General features: G+C 74.6%; 1 pseudogene. It reads right to left on the reverse strand.

From position 1 onward, the window contains the following. A pseudogene (locus G3I78_RS46435) lies at positions 1-639 on the reverse strand (amidohydrolase family protein); the annotation flags it as partial. Positions 640-804: the final 165 nt, after the last annotated feature.

An 804-nucleotide genomic window follows, 5' to 3' on the forward strand; every position in this document is an offset into this window, starting at 1 on the left:
CTGGAGCAGAGTGGCGGCGTAGGTCGTGGCCAGGGCCTCGACCAGGGGCGCGGCGTCCGAGGAGGAGCCGCGGGCGAGGAAGCCGATGTTGACGGGCCAGGCGTCGAAGGCGTTGAAGGCGTGCTTGAGGGCCCACGGGGAGTTGACCCCGACGCCCCAGACCGGGCCGAACTCCTGGCCGATGATCGTGGTGACGCCCGCGGCGAGCGAGGCCTCCATGACGCGCGGGGACAGCAGGTGGACGTGGGTGTCGACGGCGCCGGCGGTGGCGATCAGGCCCTCGCCGGAGACGATGCTCGTGCCGGTGCCGACGACGACGTCCACCCCGTCGAGGGTGTCCGGGTTCCCGGCGCGGCCGATCGCGTGGATCCGGCCCTCGCGGATGCCGACGGAGACCTTGCGGATGCCGAGGACGGCGTCGATCACCAGCACGTTGCTGATGACGACGTCGCAGGTCTCGCGGACGGCGGCGGCCTTCAGGTGCAGCCCGTCGCGGGCGGTCTTGCCGAAGCCGGCCAGGAACTCGTCGCCCGGCTTCTGGGAGTCGGACTCGACCCGGACGGTGAGCCCGGAGTCCCCGAGCCGGACCCGGTCGCCGGCGCGGGGGCCGAAGACGGAGGCGTACTCGTGGGGGTCGATGTGCCGGCTGCCCGGCGCGCAGTGGTCGCTGTGCCTGGTCTGCCTGCTCACGCCCGCTCCCCCTCTGCCGCGTCGCCGACGTCGCCGGTTCCGGTCCCCAGGTAGCCGCAGGCGGCGGCGCGGCGCAGGGCCTCGTCCCTGGCCCCCGGGGCGTCCAGGGGGCCG

Origin of the sequence: Streptomyces sp. SID13726 (genome assembly GCF_010548375.1) — a bacterium.
Classification (GTDB): domain Bacteria; phylum Actinomycetota; class Actinomycetes; order Streptomycetales; family Streptomycetaceae; genus Streptomyces.